Genomic DNA, 18,788 nt, shown 5'->3' with positions numbered 1-18,788 from the left:
CCGCCGTTTGCGTCCGGCCGCCTTTCGGGCCGGATTCGTGTGTAGGAGCGCGCCCATGACGACGAAGATTCTTCCGGGCGCCACGGGCGTCCTCGCGCTCGCCGACGGCACGGTCCTGCAAGGGATCGGCGTCGGCGCGGTCGGTTCGGCCCTGGGCGAGGTGGTCTTCAACACCGCCATGACCGGCTATCAGGAAATCCTGACCGATCCGTCCTACATGAGCCAGATCCTGGCCTTCACCTTCCCGCACGTCGGCAACACCGGCACGAACGTGGAAGACATCGAACAGATCGGCGGCGGGTCGGACACCTCGGCGCGGGGCGCCATCTTCCGCGACGTGCCGACCGATCCGGCCAACTATCGTTCGGACGCCAGTTTCGACGACTGGATGAAGCGGCGCGGCGTGGTGGGTCTGGCGGGCGTGGACACCCGCGCCCTGACCAAGATCATCCGCGACAAGGGCGCCCCCCACGCGGTCATCGCCCATGATCCGGACGGCCAGTTCGATCTGGACGCCCTGATCGCCCAGGCCCGCGCCTGGACCGGCCTGGTCGGTCTGGACCTGGCCAAGCCCGCCTCGACGCTGCAGGCGTTCGAATGGGACGAGGGTCTGTGGGAATGGCCGGAAGGTCACCCGAAGACTGAAGGCCGCAAGCAGGTGGTCGTCATCGACTATGGGGTGAAGCGCAACATCCTGCGCGCCCTGGCCTCGACCGGCGCCAAGATCACCGTGGTGCCCGCCACGACCACGGCGGAAGAGGTGCTGGCCCGCAATCCCGACGGCGTCGTCCTGTCGAACGGTCCGGGCGACCCGGCCGCCACCGGCGAATACGCCGTGCCCGAGATCCAGAAACTGGTCGCCAGCGGCAAGCCCCTGATGGGTATCTGCCTGGGTCACCAGATGCTGGCCCTGGCCCTGGGCGCCAGGACGGTGAAGATGGAACAGGGCCACCACGGCGCCAACCATCCGGTCAAGGATCTGACCACAGGCAAGGTCGAGATCGTCTCGATGAACCACGGCTTCACCGTGGATCGCGACAGCCTGCCCGACGCCGTCACCGAAACCCACGTCAGCCTGTTCGACGGCACCAACTGCGGCATAGCGGTCAAGGACAAGCCGATCTTCAGCGTCCAGCACCACCCCGAGGCCTCGCCCGGGCCGGCCGACAGCCTGTATCTGTTCGACCGGTTCGCCGACCTGATGGGCCCGCGCTGACGTCATGAAAAAGGGGGCGGTTCGGTCGGACTATCTGGACTGGCTGGCCCAGGCGCTGGAGGTCGGACGCGGCATCGCGCCCCTGCCCGACGGGGACGTGGTGGTCGGCTACGCCACCGGATACGACGCCGCCGACATCGCGCCCTTCGTTCTGTCGCTGAGGGCCGTGTTCGACGGGCCGGTCGCCCTGGTGGTCGACGCCGACCCTGACCTGCGCGCCTTCCTGGCCCAGAATGACGTGACCACCGTCGATGCGCCGGTGTGGCGGGGCTGGGCGCCGCATCCGGTGATGCAGAGGTTCGTCGCCTTCGCCGGTCTGCTGGGGGATCGTCCGGGCGCGGCCCTGGCGTGCGACGTGCGCGACGTGATCTTCCAGGCCGCGCCGTTCTCGCCGGCGCCCGAGGGTCTGGAGGCCTTCGTTGAGGCCGAGGCGCCGCTGGCCGATCACGCCTTCAACATGAAATATCTGCGCGCCCTGTTCGGCGAGGGGATCGCGGCGTCTTTGGCCGACAAGCCCTGTCTGTGCGTCGGCACGATCCTGGGGCCGCGCGCCGAGGTCTCGCGTCTGTCGCGGCTGATCCTGTCGCTGGCGGCGACGCCGCGTTCGGAGTTCGGTGGGGCCTTCGGCGCCGATCAGGCGGGTTTCAACATGGCGATCCATCAGGGCTTGGTCGGCGCGTCGATCCGACCCAACTACGGCCGCGTGGCGACCTTGGGCCTGACGCCGGGCGACGCTCTGACCTTTGCAGACGGCAAGGTGATCAATCCCGACGGCAGCCTCAGCCCCATCGTCCACCAGCACGACCGCCATCCGCATCTGGATGCGCCGGTCCATGCGCTGTGGGGCGGCGGGCTGGAGCACCGCAAGCGCGTACGGCCCAAGTCTGCGGGCCAGAAGCTGGAGAAGCTGAAGGCCTCTCTGCGCCGACGGACGCCCGAACTGCGATAGGTTTTCCCCTGCAATTCCGTCATCCTAGGCCTTGTGCCTAGGATCCATACGCCCGGTATCGACGATGGCGCACCCTGCGGACGCACCGGGAGTCTGGATCCTCGCCACAAGGGCGAGGATGACGGGCTGTGGTGTTGGCCGGCGTCTTACGGCAGGGGCGCGAAGCTGCGCTCTTCGCGCAGGGCGCTGGCCTTTCTGACCGCCATGGGTGCGGCGTGCAGCCAGTAGTCGGCGTCTTCGAGCCGCTGTTCGCGACGACGTTCCTGCCCGCGCATCCGGCGCAGGGCGGCGTTTTCCAGCAGGCGCGCATGCAGGGCGCGGGGCGACAGTTCGACGATGGCGGGGGAGCCGGGGACGGCGACGGCGTCGGGGCCTTGGGGCTCCACCGCCGGACGGGCGATGGCGATGAACATGGGTGTCTCGGTTCAGGAGGGAGAGGCGCTTCTGCGCCGAGCTAACGATGGGTTAACCACAGTCCCTGTGGATAGTTCCTGAGTGCGTCCGAAAAAAGTCCGTGAATCGAAGGGCTTACTGCCCGGTTCCGAACAAAATAGTTACTGAAATCTTAATCCGGGGTCGGAGCGATCACTTCACCACATCGGAAAAGGTGTTGCCGTTTGGCTCCCATACAAACGTCCGCACGACCCGCTCAATAGGGATATCTGCCGTATAGCCAGTCTCTAAGCCAGCAATGAGTCGAGAGCCTCCAACGCCAGTAGGCGGCCTGCTGCGAGCTTCATTGAACTCGTCCACAAGGCTCGCTGCGGTAGGCACAGGAAGGCCAGGGTCGACTTGTAGAAAGACCACGTGCCCGCCTGGAATGCCATCCGAGAAGCCGAGCCACAGGCCTCTTTCTATAGCATCAAAGAGGCCTGGTGCTTCCCGGAAGTCAAACAAGCTAACCCGTCCGGTGTATTGGCAGAACGTGTTTGGATATTGATGAAGGGGTGGGCGAACTCGGATAAAGCCATCCACCATAATAGCTTTAAAACGCTCAACAGAGGTGGCGTGCCACACCCCTTCGTAAAGAACGTCGATCAACTTGGCGTGGGTATGCATAAGTGATGCTCGCTGACCCGAAGTTTGTTCTGTCGGAGCGAAACCCGGTGGCAGTCCCTAGGGGAGTCGAACCCCTCTTTTCAGGTTGAAAACCTGACGTCCTAACCGATAGACGAAGGGACCGCGGCCGGGGCGGCGCATTTGCCCCGGTTTGGCCCCCTCTGCAAGCAAAAAATCAGGCGGCTTCGGCCTTTGCCGGGATCACGGCGTCCAGGGCGGGGAAGAGGTCGGCGATCAGGTCCTCGACATGCTCCAGCCCGACCGACAGCCGCAACAGGCCGTCGCCGATGCCGGCGGTCGCGCGCTGCTCCGGGGTCATGGCGGCGTGGGTCATTGTGGCGGGGTGGGCGATCAGGCTTTCGACGCCGCCCAGCGATTCCGCCAGGGTGAAGATCTCCAGCGCCTCGACCAGATCCCGCACGGCCTCGGTTCCGCCTTCCAGCTCGAAGCTGAGCATGGCGCCCGGTCCGGCCTGCTGGGCGGCGACCAGGGCGTGGTTGGGGTGGGACGTCAGGCCGGGATAGTGGACGACCTTGACCGCCGGGTGGGCGTTCAACAGTTCGGCGATCTTGCCCGCCGTGGCCTGTTGCCGCTCGATCCGGGCGAACAGGGTGCGCACGCCGCGCAGGGTCAGATAAGCGTCGAACGGCGAGCCGGTCACGCCCGTGCAGTTGGCCCACCAGGCCAGGGTCTGGTGATCCTCGGCGTCGGCCGAGATGACGGCGCCGCCGACCACGTCGGAGTGGCCGTTGATGAACTTGGTCGTGGAGTGGACGACGAAGTCGGCGCCCAGCTTGATCGGGTTCTGCAGCGCCGGCGACAGGAAGGTGTTGTCGCAGACGACCTTGGCGCCGGCCGCATGGGCGCGGGCGCAGATGTCGGCCACGTCCACCAGCCGCAGCAGGGGATTGGACGGGGTCTCGACCAGGACCAGTTTCGGCTTCAACGCCAGGGCCGCCTCGAAGGCGACGGGATCGCCCTGATCGACCAGCAGCAGGTCGAAATGACCCTTCCTGGCGCGGGCGTTCAGCAGGCGGCAGGTGCCGCCGTAACAGTCGTGCGGCGCGATCAGCAGGTCGCCGGGCTCCAGCAAGGCCAGGGGCAGGTCGACCGCCGCCATGCCGGTGGCGGTGATGACGCAACCGGCGCCGCTCTCCAGCTCGGTCAGGGTCTCAGCCAGGACGTCGCGGGTCGGGTTGCCCGACCGGCTGTAGTCATACTTCCGCTTCTGCTCGAAGCCGGCGAAGGAATAGTTGGACGACAGATAGAGCGGCGGCATGACCGCGCCGTGGGCCGTGTCCGTATCCACGCCCGTGCGGGCGGCGATGGTGTGCGGGTCGGCGGGGCGGCGGGCAGTCATGCTTTGATGTCCTTGAAAGCGGCGCGGAGGATGTCGCCGACGAAGGCGTCCTCCTTCAGAAAGGCGTCGTGGCCATACAGGGAGGGCGCCTCGACGAAGCGCCACAGGGTCGGCAGCCGCGCGGCCAGCTCGCGGATGTCGTCGATCGGCACCAGCCGGTCGGAGGTGAAGCCGATCAGGGTGACGGGGGTCTTGATGGCTTCCGGCGTCACGCTGTGGCGGTCCAGGGAATCGGACATCGACAGCCAGCGGGCCGGGGTGGTGTGGGTCCGGTACGCCTGGCCCCGCGCCGTCAGATAGTCGCAGACGGGATAGGCGCCGCCGACGGCCTGGGGCGCAGTGGTCTCGAACCGGTCGTGGAACTCTTCGGCCGTGCGGTAGGTGGTCATGGCCAACTCGCGGGCCAGGGCGACGCCTTCCTCGGGACGGCCGGCGGCGACGGCGAACTGAAGGATGCGGCGCTGAATGCCGCGCCAGGCGGTGGCCTGGGGGTGGGCGCGGTGGGCGGCCGAGACGACGATCAACTGCTCGGCCCAGTCGGGGAACAGTTCGGCGAAGGCCAGGCCGACCATGCCGCCGTAGGAGCAGCCGACGAAGGCGGAGACGCGCTCGATCTTCAGATGGGTCAGGACCAGGGCCAGCAGGCGGGCCTGGTCGTGGGTGGTGATGGTGACGGGGGTTTCCAGGAACTCGGCGCCGGGGGCGAAATCGACGGCCAGGACCTGGAAACGGCTCAGATCGATGGGACCGCGCACCGACACGGCGCCTGACCACCAGCCCAGGCCGTTGGTCTCGGTGCGGTGGACGAACCGGCCGGCCGAGATGCCGCCGGCGACGACGACGACGGGCGCGCCGATCCGGCCGTGCAGGCGGCCGACGATATTGGGCTGGTTCAGCCGTTCGCCCGAGGCCAGGCGGAAGTCGGCGGGGATGGGCACGATGACATCGCGTGCGCCGCCGCGTTCACGGGAAGGCGTCTTGGCTGTCGTGGTGCGACAGTCGGGGTCTTCGAACAGGGAGGTTTCAGCCAGTGTCATCGTCGTTCCGCATCGTTCTCGCTCAGCAAGGCTCGATGCGGTGACAGATCGTGGAGCGTCGTCTCGCCGATGCTCCACTCATCTCTCGCGATCCCGAAGGATCTCGCAGGAGTTGGCACCGTTTCGAGCTGTGAGACCCGATGGTTGCCCCAGCGTCAAAGGGCCTAATCCCTCGGCTGGTCTTGATGAGTGACTTTACGTTGATCAAACTGGCGGCGCCGGTCAAGCGGAAAATTCATGCCATTAGCGGCTGTTGGCCGGTGCAGTCGGGTGTGAAATGAGCCAAAATCGGCCTGTCGCGAAAAAATCATCCATCGCGGCTTGACAGGATGGGGGTGGTCCGATCACCCTAGGCTCAGATTTCAACCGGACCTGCCCTGTGCAACAGCGCTCGCTCATCGCCGAACTTTCCACCGTCGCCGGCCTCGCCGCGACGCGTGTCGGCATGACCCTCGGCGGCACGACTATTGGCGGCACGACCACCACCACCATCACCATGCCCTCACGGGCGGGACGAGTTTAGCGCGCCGAACCCCGGCAACCGCAGAACCCGAACCCCGCCCGGTCCGCCTGGCGGGGTTTTTCTATTTCACCCCACCTCATCCCGACTTTTCCGAGAACCCCAATGTCCGCCACCCTCGCCGTCGTAGAGAAATCCGAGAGCCTCGATCCCAGCAGTCAGTCCTCCCCAGGCTTGGCCGCCCCCGAAGTGGTGGTGCTGAAGTTCGGCTCGTCCATCCTGCGCAGCCCGGCGGAGGCGCCGCTGGTGGCCTCGGCCGTCTATGGCCATGTGCGGGCGGGGCGGAAGGTGGTGGCGGTGGTCTCGGCCTTCGGCGGGGCGACCGACCGGCTGCTGGGCGAAGCGCGGGCGCTGGGCCTTGCCCATTCCAACGACCTGCTGCCCGGATACGTGGCCCTGGGCGAGGAGAAATCGGCGGCCCTGGTGGCCATCGCCTGCGACCGGATCGGCCTGGACGCCTGCGCCCTGTCGGTGCGCGAATTGGGCATTGTGGCGGAGGGCGAGCCGGAGCATTCGCGCCCCTGCGGCCTGCGGCCCGACCATCTGAAACAGGCGCTGGACCGGCATGAGGTGGTGGTGGTGCCCGGCTTCGGCGCCGTGCGGCCCGACGGCAAGGTGGCCCTCTTGGGACGCGGCGGATCGGACTTGACGGCGGTCTTCCTGGCGGCCGAGCTGGGGCTGAAGCGGGTGCGGTTGGTCAAGGATGTGGACGGCCTGTACGACCACGATCCCAACGACAATACCGCCCCGGCCCTGCGTTATCGTCGCGCGTCCTGGGACGTGGCGCGCAAGCTGGGCGGGGCGCTTGTTCAGCATGACGCCATCGACCTGGGCGAAAGCCGGGGGGTCGAGATCGAGGTGGCGGCGCTGGACCGGGCCGACGGCACGGTCATCGGCGACAAGTCGGCGCCTCCGGGCCCGGCGCCCGCCCTGCCGCCGCTGAAGGTGGCGGTCGCGGGCTGCGGCGTGGTCGGCGGCGGGGTGCTGGGGCGGCTGCTGGCCGATCCGCGCTTTGACGTGGTCGGGGTGCTGGTGAGAGATCCCAAGAAGGCGCGCGACGTGGCTTGTCCGGCCTCGCTGTTCACTGCAAACCCTGCGGATCTGTGGGCGAAGAAGCCCGACATCGTGCTGGAGGCCCTGTCGGAAGGCGAGGCGGGTCATGCGGTGATCCGCGCCGCGCTTGAGGCCGGCTGCGACGTGGCCAGCGCCAACAAACAGGCGGTCGCCCGCGATCCCGGCGGGCTGCAGTCCTTGGCCCAGGCGCACGGCCGGCGCATCTTCTGGTCGGCCTCGGTCGGGGGCGGATCGCCGATGATCGAGACGGTGCGCGCCGCCCGCGCCGCCGGCGAGGTGGTCGGGTTCGAGGCGGTGCTGAACGGCACGGTCAACTTCATGCTGGAGCGGCTGGGCGACGGCGCGGCCTTCAACGAGGCCCTGGCCGATGCGCGGGCGGCGGGCTTTGCGGAAGAGGACCCCTCGTCGGACTTGGAAGGCCTGGATGCGGCCGCCAAGGTGCGGCTGCTGTGCCACGAGGCCTTCGGACGCTCGCCCGACGGCGAGGTGCCGCGCGACCACCTGACCGAGGCCACCCCGGCCGAGGGCGGTGTGCGCCAGATCGGCGCCGCCCACTTGAAGGACGGGGTCATCAGCCCGTCGGTGTCGCTGAACGCCGACCACGGCGATCCGCTGTTCTCCAACCTGCGCGGCGAAGGCAATGCGTTGAAGGTCTACGGCGCCGACGGCCGGGTGTGGCGCTGCCGGGGCCGGGGCGCCGGGCGCTGGGCCACCACCGAGAGCATCATGGCGGATCTCGCCGAGATCGTGCGTGCGCGCCGCGCCGATGCCGGCCTAAACTAGACCCATGGCCGTCTTCACCCCCGTTTCCCTGGCCCAGGCCAGTGGGTTCCTGTCCGCATACGACATCGGCGAAGTGGTCGAACTGACGGCCATCGCCGAGGGGGTGGAGAACACCAACTATCGGCTGGACACCACGCGAGGCCGGTTCGTCCTGACCCTGTTCGAGGGGCGGACGGACGAGGCGTCGCTGCCCTTCTGCCTGGGGCTGACGGCGCATCTGGCGTCGCGCGGCTTCGCCTGTCCCACGCCGATCGAGAACCGGGCGGGCGGTTGGCTGGGGCGGCTGAACGGCCGGGCGGCGGCGGTGATCGAATGGAAGACCGGCGCCTGGTTGCGCTCGCCGTCTGCGGCCGATCAGGCGGCGGCGGGTGCGGTGTTGGCGCGGCTGCATCTGTTGGCGGCCGACTTCGAACTGGGGCGCGACAACCCGGTCGGACCGGCGATGTGGCGCAGGCTGGCGGATCGTTGTGCGGGGGGCGCGGCGAGGGCGTCAGTCGAGGATCGGGGGCTGCTGGACCGGGTCGAGGCGGCGCTGGCAAGGCTGGGTGATCCGTTTGCGGACGATCTGCCGGGCGGGGCGATCCATGCCGACTATTTCCCCGACAACATCCTGTTCGAAAACGGGGCTGTGTCGGCGGTCATCGACTTCTATTTCGGCTGCACCGGCGCCTTCGCCTACGACCTCGCCATCGCCTTGTCCGCCTGGGGGTTCGACGCCCAGGGGCGGGCGATGCCGGAAGCGTTGGCGGCGTTCCAGCGCGGTTATGAGGCGGTGCGGCCGTTGAGTGCGGCCGAGCAGGCGGCCCTGCCGCGCCTGGGCGAGGCGGCGGCGCTGCGGTTCACGGTGACACGGCTGCACGACCGGATCTTCCACGACCCGACCAATCTGGTGACGCCCAAGGATCCGGCGGTCTTCCTGCGTCGCATGGACCACTGGCGGGCGGTGGAGCCGGCCTGAGACAGGCGAAAAACACAGTGCAATGTGTGCACTTCGTCTCAATCTGGAAATTGCATTGCACCCGGAAAACGCGTGCAAAGTGTAGGAAGGTGCAATTGGGCGCGGCGATGTCAAAGACCGGAGGGACAGTGTCTCACGGTTTCGGGGCGGGATGGTCGATTGCCGCTGTCGGCCGGTAGGTGATTGAAATCACGACGCCTCGCTTCCAGAAATAGGAGGGATGCACGTCCCTTTCCCTCCCCGTTCGGGGAGGGTGGCCGAGCCGCAGGCGAGGTCGGGTGGGGGCGGCAAAGTAACCGCCCACCGATCTGATCCCGATCCAGCATCTGCGTCCCTGCCGGGCCGCCCCCACCCGGTCGCTGCGCGACCACCCTCCCTGGAGCGGGGAGGGAGAATTTGCAGCGCCCTGCGTCTGTGCGTCGCTGGAACCGAAAGCGTCACCGGGCTTTTGATGCAGCAACGGCGAGATCGCCGCTCTCTCCCCAAGGATGACACCATGACCGACGAACAAATCAACGGCGCCGCCTCGCAAGCTCAAGGCAAGGCGCAAAAGGCTTTCGGCAATCTGGTCGGCGACCAGAAGATGCAGGTCGAAGGCGCCTATAACGACGCCAAGGGCCGCTCGTTGGAAACCTTCGGCAAGGCGATGGATTCGGTTGATCGCCTGGTCGACAAGGTCCCCGCCGATTATCGCGACAAGGCCCGCACCGTCGCCGCCGAAGCCCGCAAGCGCCCGCTGGTCACGACCCTGTCGGTCGCCGGCGTCGGCCTGATGCTGCTGGGCATGCTGACCCGCGGCGGCCGTCGTTAATTTTTAGATAACAACGTTTGACAACTTGTGATTGCTAAATCAGTCTCCCCTTAGCTGGGGAGGCTGAAATCATGTTGTCAAAATATCTGGCCGGTTTGGCGCTGCTGGGGTGTGTGTCCTTCGCTGGCGGATGCACAACCTTAAATATGAAGAACACCAGCCCGCTGGGCGCCGGAGGGTCTGGACATCCTCTCGGATCCGACGTGGTGACGTCATCGACGTCTGGCCCCGCCGAAATCCTGATGGATGCGGAATGGGCGAAATGGGATGCTGCGACCCGGGGGCGGCAACTGGTCTATGCCTTGGTCGCCGAATCCGACCTTCGATGCGACCGCTATCTGACCGCCGTATCGGTTGATCGAAACGCCACTAGAGGCAGCCTCGACATCGTGGGTCTGGCGCTGGGCGCCATCGGCGGCGTCGCCTCGCCGAACGCTTCCGCCAACTGGTTTTCTGCGGGATCGACCTTCGCCCAATCTTCGCGGCGATCCCTGGAGGACAGCGTCTTGGGTGGTCGAGACTTCACCCTGATTCACACCGCGATATGGCAGGGCCGCGAGCTGGCTGCGAAGGACCTGCTTTCTCGTGCCGACAAGGACGAGTTCAAGAACTGGAACTGGCGTCCCATCCTATCGATCGCACGTCAGTACGACGTGAAGTGCGGGATCAACTACGGTCTGTCGCGATTGAGCCAAGCCGTAGCAAGCCAAAGCTAGGCGTCAGCGCTTCAAGAGGTCCAGCACTGCGGCCAGATCGGCATCGACCACAGTCATCCGCTCCGGCTTGTCGCCCAGGGCGGCGATGACGTTTGCGGGTTCGGGTTCGAAGCCCAGGACGTCGGAGACGAAGGCGCCGAACTTGGACGGGTGGGCGGTGGACAGGGCGACGACGGGGCCTTTGGAGCGGTCCTGGCGACGGGCGGCGGCGAGGGCCACGGCCGTGTGCGGGCAGACGACGCGGCCCCAGGCCTCATAGGCGTGGGCAATCTCGGCGCGGGTTTCGGTCTCGTCGATGGAGACGGCCGAGACTTGGGCGCGCAAAGCCGCCAGCAGGTCGGGATCGAAGGCGACGGCGCCGTCGTGGGCGAAGGTCTCGAACACGGCGCGCGTGGCCTCGGCGTCGCGGCCGGTCGCCTCGAACACCAGACGTTCGAAGTTGGAGGGCGCCTGGACGTCCATCGAGACGCTGCCGCTCTCGACCGCAGGGCGGCGCGAGTAGAGGCCATCGTTGATGGCGCGGGCCAGGGCGTCGTTCTGGTTCACCGCGGCGACGAAGCCGCCCGTCGGCAGGCCCATCTTCGTGGCGGCGATGCCGGCGAAGGCGTCGCCGAAGTTGCCCGTCGGAACGATGAAGGTCGCGGCCTCGCCCAGCTGGGCGGTGGCGGAGACATAGTAGGGTATCTGGCCCGCCAGCCGCGCCCAGTTGATCGAATTGACCGAGGACAGGCGGCCGCGTGCGCGCAGGCTTTCGTCCGCGAGCAGGCTCTTCACCAGACGCTGGCAATCGTCGAAATCGCCGCGCACGGCCAGGTTCAGGACGTTGTCGGCCTCGACGGTGGTCATCTGTTTGCGCTGCACTGGCGAGACGCGGTCCAGCGGGTGGAGCACGACCAGATCGACGGACTTGGCGCCGGCGAAGGCGCGGACGGCGGCGGCGCCGGTGTCGCCGGATGTGGCGGTCAAGATTGTCAGGCGCTCGCCCGAGACGGCCAGGGCCTCGTCCGTCAGGCTGGCGACCAGCTGCATCGCCAGGTCCTTGAAGGCCGCGGTCGGGCCGTGGAACAGCTCCAGCACGAACAGGCCGGGCTCAAGCTCGACCAGAGGCGTGACAAGCGGATGGTCGAAGCCGGCGGTCAGGCGGTCCAGGGCGCGGTCCAGGGCGCCGGCGGGCAGGGCGTCGCCGATGAAGGGGGCGATGGCCTGGAGCGCGATGGACTTGTAGTCGGCCGCGCCGGTCCAGGTTTCGGGCGACAGGCTCGGCCAGGCGGTCGGCATATAGAGGCCGCCGTCGGGGGCGATGCCGCGCAGCAGGGCGTCAGAGAAATCGGTTTCGGGCGCCAAGTCCGAGACTGGGCCTCGGGTCGAGACGTAGCGGGCGCTGGAGGTGCTCATGATAGTTGAGGTCGTAACCAGACGGGGCGGCGGCGTCATCCGGTTTCTGCCTGCATCAGGGATGATTTTGTCGGGTTTTCGCAGGCTGTGGCGCGTTGGTCGCCGGGCTTCGACTTCTGACGGGCGTTGAGCGCATGTTCTTGCCCAAAGGGCGTTGCGACCATTCCCCCGCTGGCGCCCGTCGTCGCGACGGTCCATGTCTGGCGTATGAGACGACGCGATCTTCTGATCCGGCTGGGACTGGTCGCCGGCGGTGTGGGCGGGGCCTGGTGGCTGCGCGACCATGTGGTGTGGAAGGGGCCGTCGGTCGTCTTTGCGGCGGGCGGATCGACCGGCTGGCTGCCCTATGCCGAGCCGCGCGCGCCGACGCCGACGGTCGAGGTGATGGTCAACGGCAAGCCGGTGCGGGCGCTGGTCGATTCCGGGGCGCAGTATTCGGTTATCGACCGGTCGCTGGTCGAGACGCTGGGGCTGACGAACGTCTTCAATATTCCGATGGTGGCCTACGGCGTCGGCGGCGATGCGCAGGTCGGGCGCGGGACGACGTTGAATATCGCCTTGGGCGGCCTGCGACTGGACGGATTGCGGGCGGCGATCCTGGGGCTGGGGCCGTTGGCCGGCGAACAGGGGCTTGGGGCGGCGCTGATCCTGGGCCAGGACGTGCTGCGCGAACTGGTGCTGGAGCTCGACACGGCCGAGCATCGGATGCGGTTCCTGGCGCGCGAAGGCTGGACGCCGCCGCCGTCGCTGGCGCCCATAACCGTGACCCGGGCGGGCAAGGCGTTGCAGGCGGCGATCACGATCGAGGCGGCGACGGTCAATGCGGTGATCGATACCGGCGCCTCGGCGGTGCTGGCCGTGACGCGCGAGACGGCGCAGGCGGCGGGGCTGTTGGATGGGCGCGAACGGACGGCGGGCCAAAGCATCGTCCTGGGCGGCGTCGTGAGGGCGGAGACGGTCATCGTCCGCACCCTGACGATCGGCGACGAACTGTATCGCCAGGCGGCGGTGGCCATATACGACGACGTCGCCGTGCCGGGCTTCCCCAAGGCGCTGGTTGGGATGGCGGCGTTCGAGAACCGGCGTCTGGCGCTGGACCTGGGCGGGCCGGGCCTGTTCGTCGAACGGCCGATGGAGATCACGGTCGGGGGCTGAAGACATCGGGGCTGGATCGGCGGCGAACAACGGCCTAGGTCCGCGCCATGATCGAGTTCGCCCCGGAAATCATCGCCCTGTTGTTCGCCGCAGCCGTGGCGGCGGGGTTCGTGGACGCCATCGCCGGGGGCGGCGGCCTGATCACCGTGCCCGTGCTGCTGGCGGTCGGGGTCAATCCGGTCGCGGCCATCGCCACCAACAAGATCCAGGGCAGTTTCGGTACGGCTGCGGCGACCTGGACCTTCTGGCGCAAGGGGCGGATCGACTTCGCCCTGCTGAAATGGCCGCTGATCGCCACGGTTATCGGCGCCGCCCTGGGGGCCGTGGTGGTCAGTTTCGTCGATGCGACCTGGCTGATGGTGCTGCTGCCGCTGCTGCTGGCAGGGATCGCGGTCTATTTTCTGGTCGGACCCAAGGCGAGCGACGAGGATGTCCATGCGCGACTGACGCCCTTCGCCTTCGGGGCCGTGGCGGGCGGGATCGGCTTCTATGACGGCTTCTTCGGTCCCGGCGCGGGGTCGTTCTTCGCCCTGGCTCTGGTGACCCTGATGGGAATGGGGCTGACCCGCGCCACGGCCCATACCAAGGCGCTGAACTTCTCCAGCAATCTGGTGTCCGTGGCGGTGTTCGCCATCGGCGGCCATGTGCTGTGGGCCATCGGCCTGATCATGGCGGTGGGTCAGGTGCTGGGCGGCTGGCTGGGATCGCACGCGGCCATGCGGTTCGGACCCAAGCTGATCCGGCCGCTGCTGGTGGTGATCTGCATCGGCATGGTGATCAAGCTGCTGTCCGATCCCGCCAACCCGCTGAGGGCGTGGGTCGAGGGCCTGGTCTGAAGCCTAGGCGGGGCCTTTGATCACTGTCACCGGACGCACTGCGCCGGGCCAGAGCTGAATGCGATAGCGGTCGTCGCCGTCCAGGCCGTCTTCGGAGAGCGTATCCAGTCCGCCGTGCGAAACGCGGGCGGCATAGTCGCCGGCGGGCAAGTCGATGCGTTCGGCCTGATCGGGATCGTCGGTGCAGCCGAACACGATCAGCGTGCCGCTGGACAGGCTGAGGCCGCAGTCGCGGACCTGATCCCAGGCGTCCGGGTCGGGCGTCGGCTCGGCGGGCAGGATTTCAAGTTCGACCGGCACCAGCATGTTGCGAACCGTGCCGATGGCGATCAGGTCGGGGCCGACGGCCAGCATGGGGTCGCTGGCCGGGCTCCACAGGGCGGCGGTGTCGGTGACATAGGTTTCGTCGCAGACGTAGAACTGGAAATAGTCCGCGAAAATCTCGAAGCGGCGGCCGGTCAAGACGTCAGCCCGCCAGCGCCGTCGCCACCACGGCCTTGGCCTCGGCCTGGACGGTCGCCAGATGGTCGGGGCCGAGGAAGGATTCGGCGTAGATCTTGTAGACGTCCTCGGTGCCCGAGGGGCGGGCGGCGAACCAGGCGTCGGCGGTGACGACCTTGAGGCCGCCGATGGCTTCGCCGTTGCCGGGGGCCTTGGTCAGGATGTCGGTGATCGGTTGCCCGGCCAGGGTGGTGGCGGTGATGTCCGAGGGGCTGAGGGCGGCGAGGCGGGCCTTTTGCGTGCGGTTCGCCGGAGCGTCGACGCGGGCGTAGACGGGCGCGCCGTATTGGTCGGTCAATCCGGCGTAGAGCTGGCTGGCGCTCTGGCCCGTGCGGGCCTGAATCTCGGCGGCCAGCAGGCACAGGAGGAGACCGTCCTTGTCGGTGGTCCAGACCGTGCCGTCGTGGCGCAGGAATGAGGCGCCGGCCGATTCCTCGCCGCCGAAGCCGACGGTTCCGTCCAGCAGGCCGGGCACGAAATGCTTGAAGCCGACGGGGACTTCCAGCAGGCGGCGGCCCATGCCGGCGACGACCCGGTCGATCATCGATGACGAGACCAGGGTCTTGCCCACAGCCACGTCCGCGCCCCAGGCGGGCCGATGGGCGAACAGATAGGCGATGGCGGCGGCCAGGAAATGATTGGGGTTCATCAGCCCGGCGTCGGGGGTGACGATGCCGTGGCGATCGGCGTCGGCGTCGTTGCCGAAGGCGACGTCGTAGGCCGAGCCGCCCTTCATCATGCCGATCAGATTGGCCATGGCGCAGGGGGACGAACAGTCCATGCGGATCTTGCCGTCGGCGTCCAGCGGCATGAAGGCCCAGCGCGGATCGACGGCGTCGTTGACGACGGTCAGGTTCAGCTTATGACGCTCGGCGACCTCGCCCCAATAGGCGACGGCCGCGCCGCCCAGCGGATCGGCGCCGATGCGGACGCCGGCGTTGCGGATGGCGTCCAGATCCAGAACGCTGGGCAGGTCGTCGATATAGGCGGACAGGTAGTCGAACCGGCCGGCCGCCGCATGGGCCTGGGCGAAGGGGACGCGACGGACCTCGGTCAGGCCGTCCTCGATCAACTGGTTTGCGCGGGCGGCGATGGCGGAAGTGGCCTCGCCTCCGGCCGGGCCGCCCGAGGGAGGATTGTATTTGATGCCGCCGTCGCGGGGCGGATTGTGCGACGGGGTGATCAGGACGCCGTCGGCCTGGCGGCTGTTCGTGCGGTTGTGGGTCAGGATGGCGTGCGACACGGCAGGCGTGGGGGTGAAGCCGTCGCGGGCGTCGATCAGCACCTCGACCCCATTGGCGATCAGGACTTCCAGCGTGGTGCGGAAGGCGGGCTCGGACAGGCCATGGGTATCGCGACCAAGGAACAGCGGGCCGTTGACGCCCTGGGCCGCGCGGTATTCGGCGACGGCCTGGGCGATCGCCAGGATGTGAGCCTCGTTGAAGGCGCCGTCCAGGCTGGAGCCCCGGTGGCCCGAGGTGCCGAACACCACGCGCTGCATCGGGTCGGTCATGTCCGGCCGCACGGCCTCATAGGCGCCGAGCAGGGCGTCGAGGTCGATGAGGTCTTCGGGGCGAGCCGTCTGGCCGGCGCGATCATGCATCGTCAGTTAATCAATCGTTGTCGAAAAAGCGGAGCGATCAGGCGCCGGAGAAGGTGTCGCACGACGCAGGGTCGCCCGACTGATAGCCGCGTTGTAGCCATTCGACCCGCTGGGCCGAGGAGCCGTGGGTGAAGCTTTCGGGCGAGACCCGTCCGCCGCCGCGACGTTGCAGGGCGTCGTCGCCGATGGCCTGGGCGGTCTTCATGCCCTCCTCGATGTCGCCGGGCTCCAGCGCGACCTGACCGTTCGAGACGGCCGCGGCGTTCTTGGCCCAGACGCCGGCGTAGCAGTCGGCCTGAAGCTCCAGCGCCACGGAATACTGATTGGCCTCGGCCTCGCCCTGGGCGCGTTGCTGGGCCTCGCGGACCTGAGCCGAGGTGCCCGTCAGGGTCTGGACGTGGTGGCCGAACTCGTGGGCGATGACATAGGCGCGGGCGAAGTCGGCGCCCGAGGCCCCCAGTTGCGTCTCCATCTCCTGCCAGAAGCCGAGGTCTAGATAGACGGTCTTGTCGCTCGGGCAATAGAAGGGGCCCATGGCGGATTGGCCATAGCCGCAGCCGGTCGATGTGCCCTGTTCGTAAATGACGACATTGGGACGCTGATAGCCGTTCAGCTTTTGCGTCCAGACATCATCGATATTGCTGCCGACGACATCGACGAAGCGTCCAGCTTGGTCTTTCGGCGTGCCGACCTCGCCCTGTTGCTGCTCCGCGCCGACGCCGCCGAACTGGCTGGCCAGCTGGGTCGTGGTGGAGGGATCGATGCCGAAGACAAGGTAGCCGATGATGGCCAGAACCCCGACGCCCAGGCCGCCGCCCGCGATGGCGCCGCCGCCCATTCCACGCCGATCCTCGACGCCGCCGCCTGTCCGTCCACCCTGCCAACGCATGTCGTCTCTCTCCGCCCGATGCTCGATAAGCTAGGCCGGAACGCAGGGGCGAGGGAAGGGATGCGTCAGGTGGCGCGCTTCATTGCGCCTTTACTGAGGACGGGCCAGCCAGTCGTCGATCTGGCTCATGCCCTGGGCGGTCTGCTGGCGGCGTTCGGCGGCGGACTGGCGCAAGGCCCGCTCCTGCTCGGGGCTGTAGAGCGGGCGGGGCGGCAGGGCGTAGGAAGCCGTCGGCTCGCGCGCAGCCTCAATGCCGCGCAGGCGAAGCTGGGTCTCCATCTGCTGCTGGCGGGCCTGGTCGGCGTTGGACTGGGATTGGGCGCGCAGGCGGTCGTTCTCGTAGCGATGCTGGTCGGCAATGGCCGCAGGGACGCCGCCGGGATAGGCGCCGTAGGGCCGGCCCGATTGGGGGTGGGGCTGGGAGTAGGTCTGGGCCAGGACGGGCGTCGCGGTCGCCGCCAGCAGGGCCGTCAGGGTCAGGATGCGTCGCATGGAAGGGATGTGGGAGCGCCGGCCGGTCGCGCCAAGCGGAGCCGCAACCCTTTGAGTTTTTGTGGGTTCATCGCGCCGAACCCCTTTCTCGAACGGAGATCTTCCCATGGCCCAATCCCTTTCCGGCAAGACCGTCGCCATCCTGGCGACCGACGGCGTCGAACTGATCGAACTGAATGAACCGATGAAGGCGCTGAAGGATGCAGGCGCCGTGGTCGAGATCGTGTCGTTGCAGGCCGGCGACTTCCAGGGCTTCGATCATCTGACTCCCGGCGACATGGTGACGGCGGACAAGGCGGTGGCGGCGGTGGATGCGGCGTCGTACTCCGCCCTGCTGCTGCCGGGCGGGGTGGCGAACCCGGACCTGCTGCGGGCCGATGCGGATACGGTGAAGTTCGTGCGGGCCTTCTTCGATGCGGGCAAGCCGGTCGCCGCCATCTGTCACGCGCCCTGGCTGCTGATCGAGGCGGGGGTGGTCGAGGGGCGAACGATGACATCGTTTGAAAGCATCCGCACCGACCTGAAGAACGCAGGCGCGATCGTAGTGGACGAAGAGGTGGTGGTGGATCAGGGCCTGGTCACCAGCCGCAAACCTGACGACATCCCGGCCTTCAACGCCAAGATGATCGAGGAATTCGGCGAAGGGCGGCACGACGGCCAGTCTGCATAAGCGGGGGCAGCCTAAGGCATGGCCCAGACGGAGGACCGCTTGATCTCCTGGTCTTCCAGCTCGCGCGAGGTCGGGACGCGGTATTCGGCCAAAAAATCCAGGCCCGTGCGCGGGAAATAGGTGCGTCCCGGATCGCCGATCAGGACGCGCGTTCCCCTGGCGCGGGCCTGGGCCAGCCAGGCCAGGACCGCGTCGGTCATGGGGCGTTCGTAGCAGATGTCGCCGGCGCAGATGACCTCCACATCCGGCGGGGCGGCGTCCAGCAGGTTGGTCTGGGTGAAGTCCAGCGTGACGCCGTTGGCCCTTGCATTGGCGTCCACCGCCGCCCGGCAGAAGGGATCGATGTCGGCGCACAGGACCGAGGCCGCGCCGGCCTGCATCGCCGCCACGCCGACCAGGCCCGAGCCGGCGGCGAAATCCAGCACCCGCTTTCCGGCGACTTCATGCGGGTGATCCAGGATATAGCGGCTGAGCGCCTGTCCACCCGCCCAGGCGAAGGCCCAGAAGGGCGGCGGCACGCCCATCTCGTCCAGCTCCTCCTCCGTCAGCCGCCAGATCGGGGTGATCTCATCGGCCAGCCACAACGAAATCTCCGGCGCATGCGGCACGGGCTGGAGCCGCGTATTGGCGCGGATGAAGGCGGCGGGATCGAGGACGGTCATGACCGCATCCTACGGGTCCGAAGGATGGCGGAAAAGCTAATGCGGAATGTGGGGCAGGCCTGACAAAAAGTCAGGTTGACATGACATTGGGTTGGTGTCAGG

19 protein-coding genes, 1 tRNA gene and 1 riboswitch are annotated in these 18,788 nt (G+C 67.8%); of the genes, 9 read left to right on the top strand and 11 right to left on the bottom strand.

Going from position 1 to position 18,788, the window contains the following annotated elements; genetic code table 11:
- The first annotated feature begins 55 nt into the window (after window positions 1-55).
- Both carA and ACK4MH_RS11270 read left to right on the top strand, forming a co-directional pair.
- Window positions 56-1,216, top strand: coding sequence for a glutamine-hydrolyzing carbamoyl-phosphate synthase small subunit (carA, locus tag ACK4MH_RS11275; RefSeq protein ID WP_409718258.1), 1,161 nt, complete (start codon window positions 56-58; stop codon window positions 1,214-1,216).
- A gap of 4 nt (window positions 1,217-1,220) precedes the next feature.
- The gene (locus ACK4MH_RS11270) at window positions 1,221-2,165 is read left to right on the top strand and encodes a hypothetical protein (RefSeq protein WP_409718255.1); all 945 of its coding nucleotides are present in this window, start codon (window positions 1,221-1,223) and stop codon (window positions 2,163-2,165) included.
- 146 nt (window positions 2,166-2,311) lie between these two features.
- Here ACK4MH_RS11270 and ACK4MH_RS11265 read toward each other — a convergent pair whose 3' ends face one another.
- The 5 genes from ACK4MH_RS11265 to ACK4MH_RS11245 form a co-directional block, all read right to left on the bottom strand.
- On the bottom strand, window positions 2,312-2,578 hold the full coding sequence (locus tag ACK4MH_RS11265; RefSeq protein ID WP_409718252.1) for a hypothetical protein: 267 nt from the start codon (window positions 2,576-2,578) through the stop codon (window positions 2,312-2,314).
- Between the two features lie 172 nt (window positions 2,579-2,750).
- Window positions 2,751-3,224, bottom strand: coding sequence for a hypothetical protein (locus ACK4MH_RS11260; protein WP_409718249.1), 474 nt, complete (start codon window positions 3,222-3,224; stop codon window positions 2,751-2,753).
- Between the two features lie 48 nt (window positions 3,225-3,272).
- Window positions 3,273-3,347: transfer RNA gene (locus ACK4MH_RS11255), tRNA-Glu, on the bottom strand.
- A gap of 52 nt (window positions 3,348-3,399) precedes the next feature.
- Entirely contained in the window at window positions 3,400-4,584 is a 1,185-nt protein-coding gene (gene metB, locus ACK4MH_RS11250) for a cystathionine gamma-synthase (RefSeq protein ID WP_409718247.1), read from the bottom strand.
- Window positions 4,581-5,621 (bottom strand): homoserine O-succinyltransferase, encoded by a 1,041-nt coding sequence (locus tag ACK4MH_RS11245; RefSeq protein WP_409718244.1) that lies wholly within the window; start codon window positions 5,619-5,621, stop codon window positions 4,581-4,583. Before ACK4MH_RS11245 ends, metB begins: the two co-directional genes overlap by 4 nt.
- A 75-nt stretch (window positions 5,622-5,696) precedes the next feature.
- Window positions 5,697-5,813: riboswitch (SAM riboswitch) on the bottom strand.
- Window positions 5,814-6,246: 433 nt separating this feature from the next.
- On the opposite strand from ACK4MH_RS11245, the gene ACK4MH_RS11240 reads away from it, so the two are divergent.
- The 4 genes from ACK4MH_RS11240 (at window position 6,247) to ACK4MH_RS11225 (ending at window position 10,483) form a co-directional block, all read left to right on the top strand.
- Window positions 6,247-7,998, top strand: a complete 1,752-nt coding sequence (locus ACK4MH_RS11240) for a homoserine dehydrogenase (protein ID WP_409718241.1) — start codon at window positions 6,247-6,249, stop codon at window positions 7,996-7,998.
- A 4-nt stretch (window positions 7,999-8,002) separates the two neighbouring features.
- The gene (gene thrB / locus ACK4MH_RS11235; RefSeq protein ID WP_409718238.1) at window positions 8,003-8,956 is read left to right on the top strand and encodes a homoserine kinase; all 954 of its coding nucleotides are present in this window, start codon (window positions 8,003-8,005) and stop codon (window positions 8,954-8,956) included.
- Between the two features lie 496 nt (window positions 8,957-9,452).
- Window positions 9,453-9,767: a CsbD family protein gene (locus ACK4MH_RS11230; protein WP_135194776.1), complete on the top strand. Its 315-nt coding sequence runs from the start codon at window positions 9,453-9,455 to the stop codon at window positions 9,765-9,767.
- 95 nt (window positions 9,768-9,862) lie between these two features.
- Complete coding sequence (locus ACK4MH_RS11225; RefSeq protein WP_409718235.1) at window positions 9,863-10,483, top strand: hypothetical protein; 621 nt, start codon at window positions 9,863-9,865, stop codon at window positions 10,481-10,483.
- 3 nt (window positions 10,484-10,486) lie between these two features.
- Here the strand turns inward: ACK4MH_RS11225 and thrC are convergent, their stop codons facing one another.
- Entirely contained in the window at window positions 10,487-11,878 is a 1,392-nt protein-coding gene (thrC, locus tag ACK4MH_RS11220) for a threonine synthase (protein WP_409718232.1), read from the bottom strand.
- A gap of 207 nt (window positions 11,879-12,085) precedes the next feature.
- Between thrC and ACK4MH_RS11215 the strand changes: the two genes are divergently transcribed.
- Both ACK4MH_RS11215 and ACK4MH_RS11210 read left to right on the top strand, forming a co-directional pair.
- On the top strand, window positions 12,086-13,033 hold the full coding sequence (locus ACK4MH_RS11215; protein ID WP_409718229.1) for a retropepsin-like aspartic protease: 948 nt from the start codon (window positions 12,086-12,088) through the stop codon (window positions 13,031-13,033).
- Between the two features lie 47 nt (window positions 13,034-13,080).
- Window positions 13,081-13,869, top strand: a complete 789-nt coding sequence (locus ACK4MH_RS11210; protein ID WP_409718226.1) for a TSUP family transporter — start codon at window positions 13,081-13,083, stop codon at window positions 13,867-13,869.
- A 3-nt stretch (window positions 13,870-13,872) separates the two neighbouring features.
- On the opposite strand, the gene ACK4MH_RS11205 is transcribed toward ACK4MH_RS11210, so the two are convergent.
- The 4 genes from ACK4MH_RS11205 to ACK4MH_RS11190 form a co-directional block, all read right to left on the bottom strand.
- Window positions 13,873-14,331, bottom strand: a complete 459-nt coding sequence (locus ACK4MH_RS11205; RefSeq protein ID WP_409718223.1) for a hypothetical protein — start codon at window positions 14,329-14,331, stop codon at window positions 13,873-13,875.
- A 4-nt stretch (window positions 14,332-14,335) separates the two neighbouring features.
- Window positions 14,336-15,973: a phosphoglucomutase (alpha-D-glucose-1,6-bisphosphate-dependent) gene (gene pgm, locus ACK4MH_RS11200; protein WP_409718220.1), complete on the bottom strand. Its 1,638-nt coding sequence runs from the start codon at window positions 15,971-15,973 to the stop codon at window positions 14,336-14,338.
- A 37-nt stretch (window positions 15,974-16,010) separates the two neighbouring features.
- Window positions 16,011-16,862 (bottom strand): neutral zinc metallopeptidase, encoded by an 852-nt coding sequence (locus ACK4MH_RS11195; RefSeq protein WP_409718217.1) that lies wholly within the window; start codon window positions 16,860-16,862, stop codon window positions 16,011-16,013.
- A gap of 90 nt (window positions 16,863-16,952) precedes the next feature.
- Window positions 16,953-17,354, bottom strand: a complete 402-nt coding sequence (locus ACK4MH_RS11190) for a hypothetical protein (protein WP_409718214.1) — start codon at window positions 17,352-17,354, stop codon at window positions 16,953-16,955.
- Window positions 17,355-17,460: 106 nt separating this feature from the next.
- On the opposite strand from ACK4MH_RS11190, the gene ACK4MH_RS11185 reads away from it, so the two are divergent.
- A complete protein-coding gene (locus tag ACK4MH_RS11185) occupies window positions 17,461-18,024 on the top strand; it encodes a type 1 glutamine amidotransferase domain-containing protein (protein ID WP_409718211.1) in 564 nt (187 codons plus the stop codon).
- Between the two features lie 11 nt (window positions 18,025-18,035).
- On the opposite strand, the gene ACK4MH_RS11180 is transcribed toward ACK4MH_RS11185, so the two are convergent.
- Window positions 18,036-18,686 carry a class I SAM-dependent methyltransferase gene (locus tag ACK4MH_RS11180; protein WP_409718207.1) on the bottom strand — a complete coding sequence of 217 codons (651 nt, stop codon included), beginning with the start codon at window positions 18,684-18,686 and terminating at the stop codon, window positions 18,036-18,038.
- Window positions 18,687-18,788 lie beyond the last annotated feature (102 nt).

Source organism: Brevundimonas sp. (assembly GCF_046295075.1).
GTDB lineage: Bacteria > Pseudomonadota > Alphaproteobacteria > Caulobacterales > Caulobacteraceae > Brevundimonas.
This window is presented reverse-complemented; position numbering and strand designations above follow the sequence as displayed.